Origin of the sequence: Shewanella sp. SG44-6, from assembly GCF_014164185.1 — a bacterium.
In the GTDB taxonomy this organism is placed as follows: Bacteria; Pseudomonadota; Gammaproteobacteria; order Enterobacterales; family Shewanellaceae; genus Shewanella; species Shewanella vesiculosa.
Genome location: NZ_JACJER010000100.1, coordinates 1 through 16,924, shown reverse-complemented (window position 1 = coordinate 16,924; position 16,924 = coordinate 1). Strand labels below are relative to the sequence as shown.

General features: G+C 39.3%; 14 protein-coding genes. All 14 read right to left on the bottom strand.

The window, feature by feature from the left end; all coding sequences use genetic code 11:
• On the bottom strand, positions 1 to 1,793 hold a 1,793-nt coding region (gene tssI, locus H5185_RS16090; protein ID WP_182742606.1), incomplete at its 3' end, for a type VI secretion system tip protein TssI/VgrG.
• 73 nt (positions 1,794 to 1,866) lie between these two features.
• Entirely contained in the window at positions 1,867 to 2,346 is a 480-nt protein-coding gene (locus H5185_RS16085; RefSeq protein WP_124015793.1) for a type VI secretion system tube protein Hcp, read from the bottom strand.
• Between the two features lie 373 nt (positions 2,347 to 2,719).
• A complete protein-coding gene (gene tssH, locus H5185_RS16080; protein WP_182742605.1) occupies positions 2,720 to 5,326 on the bottom strand; it encodes a type VI secretion system ATPase TssH in 2,607 nt (868 codons plus the stop codon).
• A gap of 19 nt (positions 5,327 to 5,345) precedes the next feature.
• Positions 5,346 to 6,353 carry a type VI secretion system baseplate subunit TssG gene (gene tssG / locus H5185_RS16075; RefSeq protein WP_182742604.1) on the bottom strand — a complete coding sequence of 336 codons (1,008 nt, stop codon included), beginning with the start codon at positions 6,351 to 6,353 and terminating at the stop codon, positions 5,346 to 5,348.
• Positions 6,350 to 8,179, bottom strand: coding sequence for a type VI secretion system baseplate subunit TssF (gene tssF / locus H5185_RS16070; protein WP_124015790.1), 1,830 nt, complete (start codon positions 8,177 to 8,179; stop codon positions 6,350 to 6,352). Before tssF ends, tssG begins: the two co-directional genes overlap by 4 nt.
• Positions 8,176 to 8,667, bottom strand: a complete 492-nt coding sequence (gene tssE, locus H5185_RS16065) for a type VI secretion system baseplate subunit TssE (RefSeq protein WP_371697234.1) — start codon at positions 8,665 to 8,667, stop codon at positions 8,176 to 8,178. The genes tssF and tssE overlap by 4 nt, the downstream gene beginning before the upstream one ends.
• A gap of 6 nt (positions 8,668 to 8,673) precedes the next feature.
• A complete protein-coding gene (locus tag H5185_RS16060) occupies positions 8,674 to 9,462 on the bottom strand; it encodes a type VI secretion system accessory protein TagJ (protein WP_182742603.1) in 789 nt (262 codons plus the stop codon).
• Between the two features lie 14 nt (positions 9,463 to 9,476).
• On the bottom strand, positions 9,477 to 11,012 hold the full coding sequence (gene tssC / locus H5185_RS16055; protein WP_182742602.1) for a type VI secretion system contractile sheath large subunit: 1,536 nt from the start codon (positions 11,010 to 11,012) through the stop codon (positions 9,477 to 9,479).
• Between the two features lie 51 nt (positions 11,013 to 11,063).
• The gene (gene tssC / locus H5185_RS16050) at positions 11,064 to 12,557 is read right to left on the bottom strand and encodes a type VI secretion system contractile sheath large subunit (protein ID WP_182697093.1); all 1,494 of its coding nucleotides are present in this window, start codon (positions 12,555 to 12,557) and stop codon (positions 11,064 to 11,066) included.
• Positions 12,557 to 13,057 (bottom strand): type VI secretion system contractile sheath small subunit, encoded by a 501-nt coding sequence (gene tssB / locus H5185_RS16045; RefSeq protein WP_124015787.1) that lies wholly within the window; start codon positions 13,055 to 13,057, stop codon positions 12,557 to 12,559. Before tssB ends, tssC (H5185_RS16050) begins: the two co-directional genes overlap by 1 nt.
• Before the next feature lie 41 nt (positions 13,058 to 13,098).
• The gene (gene tssA / locus H5185_RS16040) at positions 13,099 to 14,205 is read right to left on the bottom strand and encodes a type VI secretion system protein TssA (protein WP_124015786.1); all 1,107 of its coding nucleotides are present in this window, start codon (positions 14,203 to 14,205) and stop codon (positions 13,099 to 13,101) included.
• A gap of 287 nt (positions 14,206 to 14,492) precedes the next feature.
• Entirely contained in the window at positions 14,493 to 15,266 is a 774-nt protein-coding gene (locus H5185_RS16035) for a PP2C family serine/threonine-protein phosphatase (protein WP_182697092.1), read from the bottom strand.
• Positions 15,257 to 15,988 (bottom strand): type VI secretion system-associated protein TagF, encoded by a 732-nt coding sequence (tagF, locus tag H5185_RS16030; protein ID WP_182722282.1) that lies wholly within the window; start codon positions 15,986 to 15,988, stop codon positions 15,257 to 15,259. The genes H5185_RS16035 and tagF overlap by 10 nt, the downstream gene beginning before the upstream one ends.
• Positions 15,970 to 16,924 (bottom strand): type VI secretion IcmF C-terminal domain-containing protein (locus tag H5185_RS16025; protein WP_310741674.1); only part of this gene is annotated, 955 nt, incomplete at its 5' end. The genes tagF and H5185_RS16025, both read right to left, overlap by 19 nt.

The following is a 16,924-nucleotide window of genomic DNA, read 5'->3' as shown; positions in this document are numbered from 1 at the left end:
CCTTTTATGGTGATGTTTGTCCCTTCTATAGAAATAGAACCATCACTGCTCATTTTGATAGATGCACTGCCCGTTTTAATCACAATCTCTTTGCCAGCTTCAATATTGAGCACTTTGCCAACGTTTAAACTGTCATTATTACCAATATCTTCTAGGCGATCCTTGCCAATTTTAACGTTATCGTTATTAACCACTTCAGTAAAACGGTCATTACCTATGGTATCTTTTTGATCATGTTTAACATTGAGATGGTGATCTTTTTCTGCTTGAAAAAATAGTAACTCTTTACCCTTTTCATCATCAAAACGTAATTCATTAAAATTGTCTGCACCAGCGTCTTTAGTACTGTGTGTTTTAATACCAGACTGGGTCTTTTTAGCTGGTAAGGCATAAGGTGGCATTAAGTCTGCGTTATACACAGCACCACTAATAATTGGTTGATCCGGATCACCATTAATAAATTCAACCAGCACTTCTTGACCAACACGAGGAAAGAAAAATGCGCCCCATTTATTACCCGCCCAACTCTGTGCGACACGGATCCAACACGAACTTTTACTGTTAAATTCACCTTCACGATCCCAGTGAAACTGCACTTTAACGCGGCCAAATTTATCAATATGTTGCTCGTCACCAGGCTCACCAGTAACCACAGCAGTTTGCACACCATTAATTAATGGTTTGCGCAAATGAAGTTGTGAACGGTATGGGGTACTTTTTGGAACACATTCAAAATCATTTTGATACACGCATCCAGACATAGATTGGCCTGCGCCAGACTGATTAGGTTGTGTCGCTGAGGTTCTTAAAGAACTTAGAACAAAGCTCTTACCTTTATAACTGACGTTTTCGTGATCTTTAAATGTAAAAAATTTACCTATCAAGAAACTGCGGCAATCACCTTGACCACTGCATTTGTTCATATCTTTTTGCAGGGCTTCAAGCTGATTATTGGCAAAAGGCTGAGCACGTTTATTAAATTCTGATTCACCTAGATAGTCATACACTTCAAGGGCACTTTGTTCTGGGAGATCCGCTTTATTATGATTACCTGATGGATAAAGCTTAGGTTGTTCATAGTCATAGCCTTTTTGAATAAAGCCACCGCTGACCATGCTCATTCCACCTTGCCAGTTTGATACATGTGACTCAGCTAAATGTCCTGAAAAACATCGAACTTTTTCTTCTGCACAAGGTTTATAGGCGTTGATATCATCTGCAAGTACAAGGGTATGGGCACTAAGACTGTGCTCAAAGAAGAAGAAAATACCCTCTTGTTGCAATAAGCGACAAACAAAATCTAAATCTGATTCTAGATACTGCACGCAGTATTCATACTGAGGATAAGTATTGGTAGTTTTATTTTGAAATTCGACTTTATGTTGACCAAATAAGTCTTTAATAATGTCAATTACAGACTTATTTTGAAAAATTCTACAGTTGCTGCGTTTTTTCATTAGTGCCATTTGAGGCACAATAACAGCTTGATAATCAATATAATTTTGCGCATCATCTGAAGCAGCTGTCCGCATACCTGCAGACTCGAGATGACTTATGACCCCATGAAAGTACCGAGCAGCACCATCACTTTCGGCATTACGTAATGTAATACAGACGTTTTTACCCACTAAACTATCGAGACTAATCTGAGTACCAACAGTAAACATTGATACGCTGATTGAAAATAACTGTGAAATAGCTTCAGAGGCAGTAAAATGCGTTAGGTACAGAACATCCTTACCTAATGGCGTAGTGATACTGATGATATTATTTTTTTGAGTGGCCTTAAGCATTCCTTGCCTCAGTCGTTAAGAATAAAGATCTTGGGGGAAACAAGTTCCCCCAAGATTTAAGATCACAAACAACTTACATTTGTTGACCTTTAACACCGCTGTAGCCATAACGTAGCGCTGCAGTAATGTTGTTTTTGTCATCAGTAGGTGTAACAGCCATCATCATTTCAGTGTAACTGATAGTGATAGTCTCAACTGGACGGTCACCATGAACTGAAACGCTGTAGCTAGAAATCATTGCATCGGTTAATTCGATTTGCATGATTTCTTCGATTTTGTCACCTTGTTTAGTGATGTGAAAAACCGCTTTTTTACCTTTACCGATAGTTGCTTCTTTGAACAAGTCAGTTGAAGAATTATCTTGCAATTTAGTAATGGTAACGTCACCTAAACGAGTAGAGCTTGCTTCACGGTCTTTAGCAGTACCAGTGAAAGAACTGATCTCACGGCTAATATTCCAATCGACTGATAACACCGTAATCATGTCTTTGAATTCTTCAGCAGTGGTTTCGCCTTTAATCCCTTCATAGTTTAAATATGTATTCGCTTGCATTATTAATGCTCCTTTTGCGTGGATGTCATCCATTAATGGACAGTTTTATAAGTTCAACAATTCAAACTTAATATTTCAATTTATTAAAAATGCACATATCAACAAATAATACATAACAGTATTATCCATTTAAATATAGTGAGTCCTCATTATTAAGCATGAGGATTATATCAAAGGTTCTTTGATAATCAACTAATCGTTTAGATAAATAAAAAATATAAATATTATATAGTTATTACTACATCAGTAATAACTACATAACATCACAAAGGGTATATACCTTATTATATAGACCTCAAATGTAATGTTAAAAACCTAATTAATAATACTAAATGATTATTTATATTTTCGGTTATATACCCTTTATGTTTACCTAAATTTTATATACAAATTCTTCTTTTACGACATTAACTTTTACATTAGTTGTTTTTTTATTATTCGCCATATTGTTTAAAATCTTAACAGAAAGATCTGGCAACATTGTATTCTGTAAAATATTGTGCACATTTCGAGCGCCAGAACCAGCATCTTGGCACATAGACACGATTTGGCTAACGACATCATCACTGTAAGTGAACTTAGCTTGATAATGCTCTGCTAAGCGATGGGCTACTCGCTGTAATTGTAATTTCGTGATCTCATTAAGCATATATTGAGTAAGAGGAATATAAGGAATCACATTCAAGCGGCCTAAAAATGCGGGTTTAAAGTAGCCCAATAAATCATCTTGAAGCGCCTTACGCAAACCAGTAATAGAGGGCGCAATCTGTTCATCTTCAAACAACCCCATGGTGGTTTCAGTTCCAGCATTTGAGGTCATAATGATAATAGTATTTTTGAAATCGATATCTCGCCCTTCTCCATCCTTGATCATACCTTTATCGAAAACCTGATAAAAAATATCTTGAACACCAGGATGCGCTTTTTCCATTTCATCCAATAAAATAACGCTATAGGGCTTACGGCGAACAGCTTCGGTTAATACTCCCCCCTCGCCATAGCCGACATAACCAGGAGGTGAGCCTAATAGTAGGGATACTTTATGCTCTTCTTTAAACTCTGACATATTGATAACGGTGACATTATCTTCACTACCATAAACTTGCTCAGCCAGGGTTAGTGCGGTCTCAGTTTTTCCTACACCGCTAGGTCCCGTCAGCAAAAACACACCGATTGGGCGTTTTTCATCACCTAATTGGGCGCGCGACGTTTGTACCGTTTTCGCAATTAAATCTAATGCATGATCTTGCCCGATAACCCGCTTAGACATGGTTTCTTTCAAGTTCAAAATCGTTTTAATTTCATCACTTTGCATTTTTCCTGCAGGAATCCCAGTCCAGTCGGAAATCACTTCAGCAACAAGTTGTTCATCAACTTGCCAATGCACCATAGGCTGTTTATTGACAGCTAAATTAGCCTTCAACTCTGTCAGTTCCTGTAATTGAGCAACAGTATCAGTCTGTGATGATTGGATTTGCGTCACTAAATCAGCAATTTTCTTCACCGTGCTCAACTCTTCCTGCCACTGGATCATTAATGGCTCAAGTGCTTTTGAGAGTAACTTATGCTTCTTGGTTAATTCAGTAATGGATTTTTTATGATCTGCACCGGTTTTTTGTTCGCGAGTGAGAATATTAATCTGGGTATCGAGTTGCTGAATTTGTCGCTGTAAGGACTCAACCATTCCCGGTGTCGATGCTTGGCTCATAGCCACACGGGCACAAGCTGTGTCTAATAAACTCACGGCTTTGTCTGGCAACTGACGCCCAGTAATATAACGATGAGATAAATTTACCGCGGCACATAACGCTTGATCTGAAACCAGGATCTTATGATGGCCTTCCATTACGGGTAATAGTCCTCGCATCATTGCAATCGCCTGTAGAGGAGTTGGCTCATCAATTTTTACAACCTGAAAACGACGAGTCAAGGCTGCATCTTTTTCAAAAAACTTTTTGTATTCAGCCCAGGTTGTTGCCGCAATAGTACGTAATTCGCCGCGGGCTAAGGCAGGTTTTAATAAATTAGCAGCATCATTTTGCCCTGCTTGTCCACCACTACCGATCATAGTGTGTGCTTCATCAATAAATAAAATTATTGGCTTAACCGATTGTTTAACTTCGTTAATAAGCGCTTTTAAACGATTTTCAAACTCACCTTTTACACCAGCTCCAGCTTGTAATAAAGCCAAGTCGAGCACATGAATACGGACATTCTGCAATGCAGTGGGCACTTCTTTTTGAACAATTTTAAGTGCTAAACCTTCCACTACGGCCGTTTTACCGACGCCGGCCTCACCGGTTAAAATAGGATTATTTTGACGACGGCGAGTTAAAATATCGATCATTTGCCTTATTTCATTATCACGACCAAGGATAGGATCAATCTTGCCTAATTCAGCTTGTTCGGTTAAGTTTTGCGTAAATTGATCTAGATTTGGTGTTTTGCTTGGCGCAGATTGCATTGCCTGAGTTTCTTCAATATCGGTACTCGACACTTTATGCTCTGTAGATTGACGCGCAAGTTGTGGCCAAGCATGTTTTAGCTGCGCAGGGTCGATTTTGAGTAACTGTTTAGCAGAGCGTGATACTAAGGAGTTTAACGAATCATCCGTCAATAACGTAAAAATAAGATAGGCCGTTCTGGTCTCATTATCATTAAATTCAATGCTGGTATTTAACCAGGTTTGACGTAATAAACTGACAATGTGTGGCGATAGACTCGGAGCCGCACTATTACCCGTTTTAAATTTTTCTAATCCCTGACGAATGTCGTTGATCAACTGATCTTTTTGCACTGAAAAACTGGCCATGATGATGTCTAAATCACCAGAACCATTTTCTAATAATGCTAGTAACCAGTGCTCAATTTCAACACTAAATTGACTGCGGCTATGGCATACACTGGCAGCAGTTTCTAAAGATTGTCGACATACTGGATTAAGTTTTCCAACCAATTTACTCAAAGTCATCGCTGACATATTCATAGTCCTTTATTAATTAAATCATTAAGCTTTTTATTTGCTCACCATACTCTGCACGGCTGATCAAACCACAACCAAGCCCCAAGCCAATTGCAGACTTGGATAATTGTGCTTTCGGTGCATCTTTTTGTTTTATCTCTAGAAAAATCTTATATTTGACTGACTGACCTAAATAGCTTGAGACCAGTTTTTTAAGTGATTTACAATTTGCTGTCCCTGGCATAAATGCATTAACCAACGCACCTTCTTTAGGCTTAATATGAATACTGATACTGGAGTTGATATCCCATACTCGGCTGCCAATACTGGCATCGACACCTAAACGCGCATATTGGCCTTCTAGCATGCTTCGACTAGCCAATCGGGTTTGCTCTGTCTTAGCCAGAGATTGCCAACGACCTTGAAAAGAACAAACTTGGACATTACAGCCAGTAAAGTCATTCAACATGCTTCGTAATGACTCTGCCGTAGGAGTTTTATTATGATAAAAACCAGCGTAATAGCGGTTTAATGATTTATTACCACTGAGTAAACTCAAAACATGAGTAAAACTATCCGTAGCGCCATCTTCATGAGATTGATAATTAGCTGAGAAGCGATACTTTTCCCATGACCGATAAAATAGTGAAATAATTCGATGATTAAATAAATCATAAAAATCACGCATACCGCTATCTTTATGACGTAAACGCTCCAAGACTAACTCAGTATAGTGCGAAGGTAATACCCCGCTTGGCCCAGTCAATCCCATAAATGATATATGCATATCAGCGGCAACTTTAGCCTTTTGACTGGTATGTTTAACCTCTACTTTACTGATGGCTTGCCCCGGAAAACCAAGGTGCTGATCTGATTTAAACCGCAACAGCTCTTTGCTTGGAATCGTATCGTAACCAACTTTAAAGCCTTGCTCGCGACCTTGAGATAACTGCTGTTGAAACTGATAAACAGCTTGATAGAAATCATGCTCAGAGGGCGCTTCAATTATGGCCTGCAACTGATGATGCATCGCATTTTGGGTCATAACAACGGCCTTTGTCCTGAACGTGCCGGCCAGGTATAAGCGACTGAATTATGGTCTTTAAAGCGCATACTTAAACGGGTAAAACTATTGATTGCAGCAAATTGTGCAAAGAAGTGGTCTAATATTGTGCAAAAAAAGAACACTCCGCTGCCAGAGTAATGATCTTTAATAAAGGTTATTTCAATATGGCTGCCACTGCAAAAGCTAATCCGACCATGTTGGTTGACTCGTGCAGTATCAGGAGTGACTTCAACAAAGTGAATATTCTCGATTAAATTTTTATTTTCTGGTGAACACTTAAAATCGTATAATTTAAGGGTTTCTTTTAAATTATGAAGTGCATCTTTTCCACTAAAACTGTCAATTGATAGATGAGTCACTAACTGCCATCGAGAAGCGTCACTAAGGGATGCGCGAACGGGTAATGTTGGCGCAAGCAAACATTTTACATGCTTGATGATATCGGCGCGTTCAGGGACAAACATTTTCGGTTCATTGTTGCCAAACGGAAGATGGGCCGGTAAATTTCGATTACTGCACTGAGCGGTAATACTTAATATCCAAGCGCCATAATCATCTTCCGACTTAAAGCCTTTAAAATTATGATCAACTAAAGATAAAAATGATTCAGTTCCTAGTTCAGCATAGCCACCTGACCAACTCGCCGACTCTCTTCTAACATGCCAAAATAAATTATTGTGACCAAGGTACTGAGGATGTGATTCGCCATAAAATGGTGTGACTTCAACTTTATTGTCTTTCGGATCATAAGCAATAACCTCTTGGATATTGATGATCTCAGTCACTTCAGAGTCAGAATAACGAGCAGCTAATTTATATTCGTATTGCGAAGCATCGATACTTACTGGTTCTAATTTTTGCTCAAATAAGTTGATTACTGGAGTGCAACCGAGTAGAAAATGATTTGCACTCACTTGCTTCTCTAAATCTTGAGAGCCTTCCTTTAAATAAATATACAGTGAGAACTTACTGTCTATTCCTTGCCAACTTCCCTCTAAATCATCTATGTCAAAAAATAAGAATTTTTCAGGGAAAATAAAATTCTCCAGCAATAACCGGTAACCAGAACTGGTCCGTTGGCTATAAGGAATAACTTGTTGCTCATCTTCAAATCCAACGGCTTTTAAGTGCCGTTTAGTTAAAAATTTGCACACAGTTTGCTGCTCGTTAACTAAAGCAAAACCCAGACTATGCTCAAATAGTAATTGATAAAGTTGAAAAGTTTGATGGTCTTGGCCATTTAAGAAAAATCGTAATTTATCTACACCAAGGCTTGGCATACTAATTTCGTCAAACTCACACGCGATATCAAGCTTGATTATTGCCTTTGCCCGTTCTGGCCACTGAGGTTCAGGCGCATTAAACGGTGCATTTTGAAACTGAGCCTGTTGAACTTCAATAGGCCATAACTTCATGTCGTATGACGTTTGGAAATGACAGGATTTCATCCCCTCAACTTGAGTATCGACTTGCGTTAGCCTGGGCAATAATACCCCTGTGGTCGATAAGTTTTCAGTCGTCACCTTAATCACCGTCATTGACGGAATAGGCGCTTGATAATCAGGGTACAATTGACCTAATAGCGCTTCAGTGAGTTCAGGAAAGCTATCATCAAGTTTCTGTCTAATTTGTGCGGTGAGCAGAGAAAATGCTTCAATTAAGCGTGATACATGAGGATCTTCAACATGCTCATCACTTAATCGTAAACGACCTGCAACCTTAGGATATTGCTCAGCAAATTCGGCCCCCATATGACGAATGAAAGCCAATTCACGATTGTAATACTCCAATAATTCCTGATTCACACAATTCCCTCATTCACTATCATCGCTAAATGGACCGGCTCAACCTCTGAGTCAAATGTAATATATTCAGGCTCAGGTTCAGCATAAAGCAGTGCATTGATTTTTAATCTTAAAACACGATCCAAAGGCTGTTCATTATCGACCGTCTCAACCATCACTTCTATAAAGCGGGGTTCAAATCGTTTTATAGTATCGGCGACCTGTTTACAGAGGATCTGTCGACCGTCTAAACTCGCAACTGGCATGGATGAGAAATCACGCAAACCATAATTCATCAATGAATTGTCAAGTTCAGTTAAATGTTCCGGCCAAGTTTGCCACTGTAATTTAGCATTAAGAAGATTCTCTAAATCACGACGAACATTAGACCTTAACTGACGTAAGTTAAGGCCTCGATGGCTATCTTTGACATCCTGTTCACCGGGCGAATCATCTATCAACCGGTCAAGAATGGATGCCATTATGGGTTGCTGGTTTTTGCTCAACACTATCGCCTACTGCAAAACTGGGGTGGATATTTTAGTAATTTGATTGAGTACGACTGCTGTATCATCAGCGAGCCACATTTTTAAGCCCTTGCCAGCAATCACATCAGTAGCAACTTCATGCCAATCAGTTTCTCGTCCCAATTTTTGAGCATCAGTTTCGCTACCTGCATATATCATCGGTATATGCGCTTCACCACACGGTCCATCTTTAATCGCTAGATCAACTCGACGCCAAACCATTTCCAGTAGCGAAGTCACCGGCTTAAAGTTGATGTAATCGATTTCAGATAACTGAGCTAAATAGAAATTACCGTCAGTACCGAAAATCTCAATAAAACCGCCTAAGGTATCATCAAGATCTCTTATTACTTGATTGGTTTTATCGTTTATAAGCAGGCTGACTTGCGGACGTAAATCTTCAAGACTATTGGCGCATTGAGTCACATCATCTTGGGAGTCGACCATCGCTAAACGTAACTTCATTAATGCTGCAACATAAGCATCAGATTCAGCAAAAAGCTGAGGTACAGCTTTGCCGGCCATAAAATCAATTCTGGCTTGTTCTGCTCGGATCAACTGACGTAAGTTAGCTGCACCGATTAAAAAATCAGGGTGTTTTTGCACTAAAAAGTTTAACTGTTTGTCAGCCCGTTCAAGCTCACCATTAATACACAACAACTCAATATGTTGACCTTTTAAATCAATGTTCATTGGGTCGTCTTTTAGCTGTGTCTCAACTAACTGAATGGCTTCTTGTAGCTGGCCATTTTGCAGCATTTCTTGAATCTTTTTCATTTGATACCTTTGTGTTAATTTCTTGATGTCAGCTCAGTGACCAATTTAATGCTGGACACCATTTGATCTAACTGAAAATGAGGTTGTAACTGAATAATCGAATAGAAGTGGCCGGGCTTACCGCGCATTTCTTTTACTTGAACTTGGGCACTTCGCAGCGGATATTTACTTCTTACATCATCTGAAGATACGTCTGAAGCGGTGGTATATTTGTGCAGCCACAATTGCAGTTCGCGCTGGCAAGCTTCGGCAGAATGAAGTGAACCAATTTTTTCACGGCCTAACACTTTAATGTAATGGGCAAAACGAGATACACACAAAATGTACTGCAACATTGAGGATAGTTTTGCATTAATATTATCTTCAAGTTGTTCATATTTTGGTGGTTTCTGCACAGAGGCATTACTGTAAAACACTAAGTGTTCACAACCTGATACTGGAGATAAAGGGATGAAGCCTTGATCAGAAATCGACTTTTCAGCCCTATCACTGATTAACAAATCCACTGAAGGTTTCTTGCGTTTTCGATATAAATCTGGCTCGTATTGACTGACCGCAAGGTCACATACTAGGCCTTTCTTACGCGCACCGGGTTCTAAACCGCGGATGTGGCCAAACCAACCTGATTCGCTAAATGCGCGGATTAATACACCACCAAAGGCATAAGCAGCATTACCCCATAAATGGTCTTTTTTGGGATTTTTAATCAATTCTTTAAACTTAAAACCTTCGCTGCGGCTACCATCGATAAGATAAGGGGAACGCATTAGGATGTTGGGCATAGTTAAGCCAATAAAGCGAGAATCATCCATTTTTCGTAACGAGTTCCACTTAATATACTCATGCTGCTCAAAAATTTTGCCCATGTTCATATGAGCAGATAAATCAGCAAAATCATCTGCACCAAATAATGAAGGACTGGCAGAAGTGATAAATGGCGCAAATGCGGCCGCAGCAGTACGCGAAATTTCTTTTAAAATATCAATATCGTTGGTGGACACACCTGGGCGGTTCTTATGGGTGATTTGATAATCACCAATTAACGTGCCGAAGGGCTCGCCACCAGACATGTCATATTCGTTGTTATAAATCAGTTTAAAAAAATCACTTTGATCAAATTCAATCGCCCGATTAATGTCTTTAGACAGTGTTGTCCAACAACAATCGAGCATTTTAACTTTTACTTTCTGGTCTTTGTCATGTAAATCTTGCTGTTGAACTAAATACAATACCCCACGCCAACTAGCCTCTAAAGCTTGAAAAGCATTGTGATGAATGATGGCATTGAGTTGTTGTTCTAGCTGTCTATCGATACGATCAATAGCCTTAAGCAGAAAAGGTAATACGGAGGTTTTATCAAATTGAGTCAGTGAATGGCTCGAGTTTTCTAACCAAAGCAATAACGACCTAGTCGAATCCGACTCTCGTAAGAATCGTTCGACTAAGTGTTTATTTTTTAGTGCCTTTGTCGTTGAAGATACTGGCTTTTTAATTCCAGTATCTTCTTTGAAAATTTCACTTGTTACAAATGAAATGGTTTCTTGAGGCATCGTTTGTTTCTATCCTTGAAAACAAATGAGGGTCACTGCGTTAGCGGGTGATTATCCTACTTTAGGGATTTTTGCGACTAAACGTAAAGACGCGGTAAGCTCTTCCATCTGCAACCAAGGACGTAACCAGGCAACGGCATTGTATGAGCCCGGTTGACCAGGGATCTCTTTCACCACAACTTTAGCGTCAGCCAAGGGATACTTAGCGCGAATGTCTTGTCCGCCACCTTCAGATGCATTAACAAAAGATAAAATCCAGCGATTTAACCAAGACTCAACATCTTCTGCTTCCATGAAGCTACCAATTTTGTCGCGGGCCATCACTTTAAGGTAATGAGCAAAACGAGACGTTGCCATTAAGTAAGGTAAACGTGCTGAAATTGCAGCATTAGCGGTAGCATCATGGCTTGTCATTATTTTTGGTTTTTGACATGACTGAGAACCAAAGAACACAGCATAATCAGTATGCTTATAATGACAAAGAGGTAAGAAACCTAATTTACTTAACTCTGCTTCACGGCGATCAGTAATACCAATTTCCGTTGGACACTTTAAATCTGGATCACCGTCATCACTGGTAAAGACGTGTGCAGGCAAGCCTTCAACCTTGCCACCGCCCTCGGCGCCACGAATGGCAGTACAGAAGCCATATTTACTGAATGCTTGGCCCATATTAGTAGCCATAACGTAAGCCGCATTCATCCAACAATAGTCATTATGATCAGCCACTTTAGAACGGCCACTTTCTGAGTCTATTTCAAACTCTTCATAGCAAAACTCTTCTACAGGCTTGGTCGCTGAACCATAAGGAAGGCGAGCCAGCACTCTAGGCATAGTTAGAGTCACGAAGCGAGAATCATCACTGTCGCGGAAAGAGCGCCACTGAGTGTATTCTAGAGATTCAAATACCTTTTCAAGATCGCGAGGTTTGCTCAGTTCAGTCCACTCATCAAAACCAAATAAAGATGAACCTGCAGCCGAAATAAATGGACAGAAACCAGCAGCGGCAACATTAGACATTAATGACAATGATTCAACATCTTCTGGATGATTAGTAAATTCATAATCACCCACTAAACAACCATAAGGTTCGCCACCCGGAGTACCAAACTCTGATTCATAGATCTTTTTAAACATTTGGCTCTGATCAAACTCAACCGCTTTACTTAAATCTTTATGCAGTTCTTTTTTAGACAAACTCATTACACGAATTTTAAGTGTTTCGTTGGTTTCAGAGTTTTTAACGGTATGGTGCAAACCACGCCAGCTACCTTCAAGTTTTTGCAGTTCTTCATTGTGCATAATTGAAGCTAATTGTTTAGAGATAACGTCATCTAAACGATTAATAGCCTTATTGAATGTCACAGTGAGGTTTTTATCCCACTGAACAGTACCTTTAAGGGCTTCTTCGGTTAACGAACGAATTAATTCTTCTGCGCGAGAAGAATCGGTTTGCTTTGTAGCAACGATAGCTTGCTCTAAAATAGAAACACTCTGTGCTTGCTCTTCAGATACAGCATCTAATGACGCGGCTTCCATGCTCATTATTCCGCTCCTTTGAGGTTAAGTTCACCAGCCAACTTGTCTAGGCTGGTAGTGTTATTTAACACTTCTTCTAAGATATTTTCGAGATTCTCAGAGCGATCAACTTTTGTCATCAAATCACGAAGTTTGTTACGGGTTTCCATTAATTTTCTTAATGGTTCAACCTGATTAACAATGGCAGCAGGTTCAAAGTCTTCAATGCTATTAAACTCTAATGCTACATTCATTTCAGAATCATCGCCGGCAAGAGTATTAGGCACTAAAATATTTAACTTAGGGCTCATACGCTTTAACACATCATTAAAGTTATCACGGTCGATTTGTACAAAACGGCGGTCTTTTAATGGCTTTAAATCTGCGGTGTTGTGACCAGCAAAATCACCCGTAACACCAATAACAAAAGGCAGCTCTTTTTTTACTACAGCACCTTCGGTTTCGACATCATAGGTAATATGGACACGGGGTTTTCTTACTCGCTTTAATTTATCATGTACACTCATATGAACTCCTTTCAATAATATGTTGAGTAATCAACTACAGATCATTCTTCCGTTTTTATTCCAGATAACTTGAAAAAGCCATTTCTTGCTTCACCATCTTGGATTAATTCTTGTAATAACTCGGGCAAACTTAGGTCACTCCAGCGTATGACTTGCTCAATAGCATAAGACATTGGCGAATGTGGCTCAGTACGTCGAAAAAAGTCCGCTATCGTCTCAAGATGACTAATAGCTTGTGCCCTAGAATTAAGTTGTCCTTCAACACCTGAAGGCGTTGAATGATGAGCAGTAGTATCACCGTCTTGCTGTTCGTCAATCTGTTGTTCTTGCGCTAAGTTAGCTTTATTCTTTGCAATTATTGGTGCTGTAATTGAACTAATTTGCAGTGCACAGGCTTCTAACGCTTTGCGAATATAACTCGTCGGTTGTGGATCACCGCTCATCGCGTCATCCATTGAAGCCGACAAACGGCTAAATGCACTCATAGCATTTTGTACATCGCGATCAAGCTCGATAAAGAAACTGTCGGAGGTTTCCTTGATGCTCTGCTCGACGTCTTCAAGTGAGACTGAACCAGAATCGAAGCGCTTTTCTTGCTTATCTTTATCTAAGCGACTTGTATCTAGCGCCTGTTCATATTGCCAAGTCGAGTAAACAATTCCGCCATCGGTGATAGGGATCGTTCTTATTGGATGAATTAGGGAACCTTCACTTTCGATACCGTTCAACCCAATCAGCGGTGCAATTCGCTCCGCTAAATCATTTGGCTCTGGTGTGGGATAAAGTGTGTCCCAATAGCGCTCGATTAATTCTGCTGCTAGGGTAAAACCAAAATACAACCCTTTGAACCCATGTAATCGACATGCAGCCTCGATAAACCAAGCAACATATTCGATATCTTTTGACTGTTGTTTTAAAATATTCGGAACTTGCTCAAATATCGGTCGCCATTCAACCGAGACGGATAACACATCTTCTTCATCGGTTAATGCTTTTCGTTCTTTAGAGCGTGCAATATTGCGCACGTCTTTAAGTAAATAATACGTAGAGGTTGGACTAATATCTTCGCGAGGATCAACTCCAGATTCCGCATCTATGGTAATGGGAAGAATTAATTCATCGATAGTTAAATTCTTTAGCTTACTCAATCTAATTCAATCCCTGAATAAAAATGATTTAATGTGCAATAATAAAAGTATAGAACTTCAAAAACAATACTTAATAGTCTTTAATAGAACTAAAATAAGATATATTGCCCACACCTAATCACAATGGATAATAAAGAAAACAAAACACACCTTATGTAATTACATTCGAAATAATTACACCCAAAATAATTACATCATAAGTAATGTTGTCCATATAAAAACAATAACACTTATAATAAATATTAACGTTACAACCCGTTTATATTCTCTACTATAATGACAACTGATTAAATGTGACTAAATATGGGTATGGTTTTATCGCTATCATCGATAATATTAATGTTCTTATGTGAGTTCTTGACTAAAATACACGTAACATTATCTCTTGCATTTCTGACCAATGAAGCGTGAAGTAGTGCTAATCCTGAATCAATAATATTTCCAGATTTTATTGTTCTCTCAATCTCAATATCATTTAGTTCTTTGTTTAAACCATCGCTACAGAGTAAAAAAACATCACCATCTTTTACCTTATCGGTTCGGTAGTCTATGTCCAATTGAGTATCAACACCTACCGCTCGCGTGATCACATTAGCTAAAGGGTGTGTTTCCGCCTCTTCAGGAGAAAGAAGCCCTTCATCAATCATGTCATTCACTTGACTATGATCTTTAGTCATTTGCTTCATTTGCTGATCACGCATCAAATAAATCCGACTATCGCCAACCCATAGCAAATGATATTTATCTTGATATAGCCACAGCACAACGACTGTGGTGCCAGCTACCTTGCCATCAAAATCATGTTCACTCATTTGCTGTAATATACGATTACTATCAATCAGTGATTTTTTTAACACCTCTAAAGTAATTGTTTCTGCTTCAAGGTGCTCAACAGCCTGCTGGATGCCGTCGATAACTAACTGACTGGCGACATCTCCGGCAGCATGTCCACCCATTCCATCTGCAACAACCCAGACACCTAAATGTGGTAACTCAAGGTAAGCATCTTCGTTAATTTCTCTAACGGTTCCTCTATGAGTTAATGCGTGACTTAAGTGCATGGAGTTTGCTCCTTAATAAGCTCCGCAGTATTCCAACCACGTTGTCCCCATTGACCATTTAACATAGAGATAAATTGACTTATTTGCGGTAAGCCTTCTGTGATGATAGTGCATGGCCCTACTTCATCAGATCCTTCAGTCCACCATATACTGTAACAATCAAAGCGCTTTCGGTATTGCTGATCCAGTAATAACAGTACATCAGGTGAGTTATCCCCCTGAAATACCCATGCTTTCTTATTTCGGTCTAGAGATTCATTTTCGACAAATCTGTCGTTATTAGCAGCAACAGAAAGAGGCTCTTTAGTGATAGTTTCGAGCCAATGCTCTAGAACAGTTTCATCTTCAAGAACTTGCAATATATGTTTTTCAAAAACATCAACCCACTGATTTTCTTGCCATCCTCTTAAAGCAGATTGATTGTGCAATCCAGCTAGCGTAAATGGATAGTGGCGCCCAACATGATCGATACTAGGAATCACTGTGCCTACAACAGCTTGATCACAGCAAACACCTGCAGATAACGAAAAGTGCCATATAGGGCTTGTGAGGTAATAGTCCAACCAATTATGTTCTGTTTGTTCTTTACTCACCGCAATAACAGCTTGTAACCAGTCATTCCAATTTTTTAGAAAATCAACATTCAAGTTCTGCTGAATAAAGTCACCTTTTGACGGGACTTTTCCACAGTAACCTACTGATGTTAAAGGTTCGCAGGACATCTAAACGTCTCCATATTTGCCATCCAAAATGGATTGTTAACACTGTTTGCTGTCAATTTAAGTACAGCACTGTAACCTTTAAGGTCAATAAGTAATTTGCCATCTTTTTTAGTTTGTGGACGCTTTTTACTTAACTCATCCAATAACTTAAAGAATGACCATTCACCTTCATACTTCTTGTTGATTGAGCGACCACCATTAGGCGGTGAAAATGCAATTCGAGTTTCGTTATTTGCCCCAGGACCAGGCCAAACAAATAACTCTTTGCGAGTCGGACCGTGACGGTATTTAAGCTGCTGGCTGTCTAATTCAAATAAGAACATACTCACATTCTGATCTAATAATTCAGGTTCCAATGAAAAATTGACAATAGGCTGCCTAGAGCCTGGCTCGAAAAATGCCTCTTTAATGGTTTCAGCGCGCTGGTACATTTCCAAGATGTCATTACGAATGCCAATATTACGCTTAAAACGCCAAGGTTTTTTGCTGGTATCCACATGAGCGGCTAAGTATTGATCCCAAAATTTATCTAAAGTACCGCCGTAACCAAAAAACTTACTAAAATCTTTTAACCTGACATCTTCTTTAGATTTACGATCAAATGGGTATCGTCCAGCAATGGCTCGGTTAAATTCAGCCAATACTTGCGACCGCCAAATACCGTTAAATCGCTGACTTTGATTTGATTTGGCAAATGAGCGTGTACGGGATGCAACATCACTAAGTAAATTATTGATTGGACTTGGTAAATCAATCAATTGCTCAGATAAAGCCATGCCTAATTGAGCAAAGCTTTCTTCTGTGGCTTGATTGATTACATTACCTTGCCCATCAGCTTGCAATGATAACTTAGTGTAATTTCGATTAAGTGCTCGTAAGGTGGTTTGAATCTTATCAATGTCTGCAAGATTAATTTTAAGCAGCTCAGCAAAAGCA

Excerpts from the sequence above, each read along its gene's own strand:
- H5185_RS16085 (WP_124015793.1), bottom strand. The coding sequence starts at position 2,346 with ATGCAAGCGAATACATATTTAAACTATGAAGGGATTAAAGGCGAAACC.
- tssH (WP_182742605.1), bottom strand. The coding sequence starts at position 5,326 with ATGTCAGCGATGACTTTGAGTAAATTGGTTGGAAAACTTAATCCAGTA.
- tssG (WP_182742604.1), bottom strand. The coding sequence starts at position 6,353 with ATGACCCAAAATGCGATGCATCATCAGTTGCAGGCCATAATTGAAGCG.
- H5185_RS16060 (WP_182742603.1), bottom strand. The coding sequence starts at position 9,462 with ATGAAAAAGATTCAAGAAATGCTGCAAAATGGCCAGCTACAAGAAGCC.
- tssC (WP_182742602.1), bottom strand. The coding sequence starts at position 11,012 with ATGCCTCAAGAAACCATTTCATTTGTAACAAGTGAAATTTTCAAAGAA.
- tssC (WP_182697093.1), bottom strand. The coding sequence starts at position 12,557 with ATGAGCATGGAAGCCGCGTCATTAGATGCTGTATCTGAAGAGCAAGCA.
- tssB (WP_124015787.1), bottom strand. The coding sequence starts at position 13,057 with ATGAGTGTACATGATAAATTAAAGCGAGTAAGAAAACCCCGTGTCCAT.
- H5185_RS16035 (WP_182697092.1), bottom strand. The coding sequence starts at position 15,266 with ATGCACTTAAGTCACGCATTAACTCATAGAGGAACCGTTAGAGAAATT.
- tagF (WP_182722282.1), bottom strand. The coding sequence starts at position 15,988 with ATGTCCTGCGAACCTTTAACATCAGTAGGTTACTGTGGAAAAGTCCCG.